Origin of the sequence: Ideonella azotifigens (assembly GCF_006519715.1) — a bacterium.
Taxonomy (GTDB): domain Bacteria; phylum Pseudomonadota; class Gammaproteobacteria; order Burkholderiales; family Burkholderiaceae_C; genus Ideonella; species Ideonella azotifigens.
Genome location: NZ_VIDT01001028.1, coordinates 1 through 1,423 on the forward strand (window position 1 = coordinate 1; position 1,423 = coordinate 1,423).

Below are 1,423 nucleotides of genomic sequence, written 5' to 3' on the forward strand. Positions count from 1 at the left end.
GGCTGGACCTTGCCTTGCTCGCCCGCATGGCCAGCCGCTTGCCGCTGCCGGCCACGCTGCTGCGCACGCTGCAGGACAGCGCGCCGCAAGGCCTGGTGCAAGGTCTGCAGCTGAGCTGGAGCGGCTCGCCGCAGGCGCCGCAGCATTACCGCGTCAAGGGCAGGCTCAGCGGCAGTTCGCTGTCGGCCCAGCCACCCGAGGCTGGCCAGGGTCCCGGCCGGCCAGGCTGGCGCGGCGCAGACCTGGACCTGCAGGCCAATGAAACCGGCGGCGAAGCCCGGCTCAGCGTGACCGATGGCGCGCTGGAGCTGCCGGGCGTTTTCGAAGACCCGCTGGTGCCGCTGGCGCGTTTCCAGGCCAAGCTGGTCTGGCAACTGCAGCCGCGTCCCGGCCTGCTGCCGGCCATCCAGCTCCTGGTGCAGGACGGCCGTTTCGCCAACGAAGATGGGCAGGGCGATGTGTCCGCCCGCTGGCAGACCGGCGAAGGCGTGGTCGGCGCGGCCGGCGAGCCGCCGGGCAGCTTGGCTGACCACGGTGCCGGCGCACGCTTCCCCGGTCGGCTGGAACTCAGCGGCCATGCCACGCAGCTGAAGGCGGCGCGCGTCGCCCGCTACCTGCCGCTGGGCGTTGGCCCCAGCGCGCGGCAATATGTGTCCGGTGCCGTGCTGGGGGGTGACATTTCGCAGCTGAACTTCAAGCTGCGCGGTGACCTGTGGCACTTCCCGTTCCCCAAGGCCGCCGAGGGCGAGTTCCACATTGCCGCCAAGGTGCACAACCTGGACTTTGCGTATGTGCCGGCCGAGCCCGGCGCGGCGCCCGCCTGGCCGGCCTTCAGCCAGCTCAGCGGCGACCTGGTGTTCGACCGCGTCAGCATGCAGATCCGCAATGCCCAGGCCAAGGTCTGGGGGCTGGCGCTGACCAACGTCAACGGCGACATCCGTGACCTGATGTCCAAGCCGGCGCTGAGCATCGACGGCACGGTGCGCGGCCCGCTGGCCGACGGGCTGCGCTACGTCGCCGCATCGCCGGTCGACAAGCTGATCAGCGGCGCATTGCACGACACCACCGGCACCGGTCCGATGACGCTGCAGCTGGGGCTCGTGATTCCGCTGGACGACGTCAACAACACCAGTGTCAAGGGCCAGGTGCAACTGGCCGGCAACGAGATCCGGCTGCGGCCGGACCTGCCGGTGTTTGCCAACACCCAGGCCCGGGTCGACTTCAGCCAGCACGGCTTCAGCGTCAGCGGCGGCGCGGCGCGGCTGGTGGGCGGTGACGCCACCTTCGAGGGCAACATGGGGCCGGACGGCATCGTGCGCTTCCAGGGCCAGGGGACGGCCACCGCCGAAGGGCTGCGCCGCGCCACCGAACTCGGCTGGGTTGCCAAGCTGGGCACCCAGCTCAGCGGCCAGTCGCCGTACAA

1 protein-coding gene is annotated in these 1,423 nt (G+C 71.0%); it reads left to right on the forward strand.

The features are described from left to right. Window positions 1-26: 26 nt before the first annotated feature. Window positions 27-1,423, forward strand: a 1,397-nt coding sequence (locus FKP22_RS30315) for a YhdP family phospholipid transporter (RefSeq protein WP_259372477.1), incomplete at its 3' end; no start/stop codon positions are given.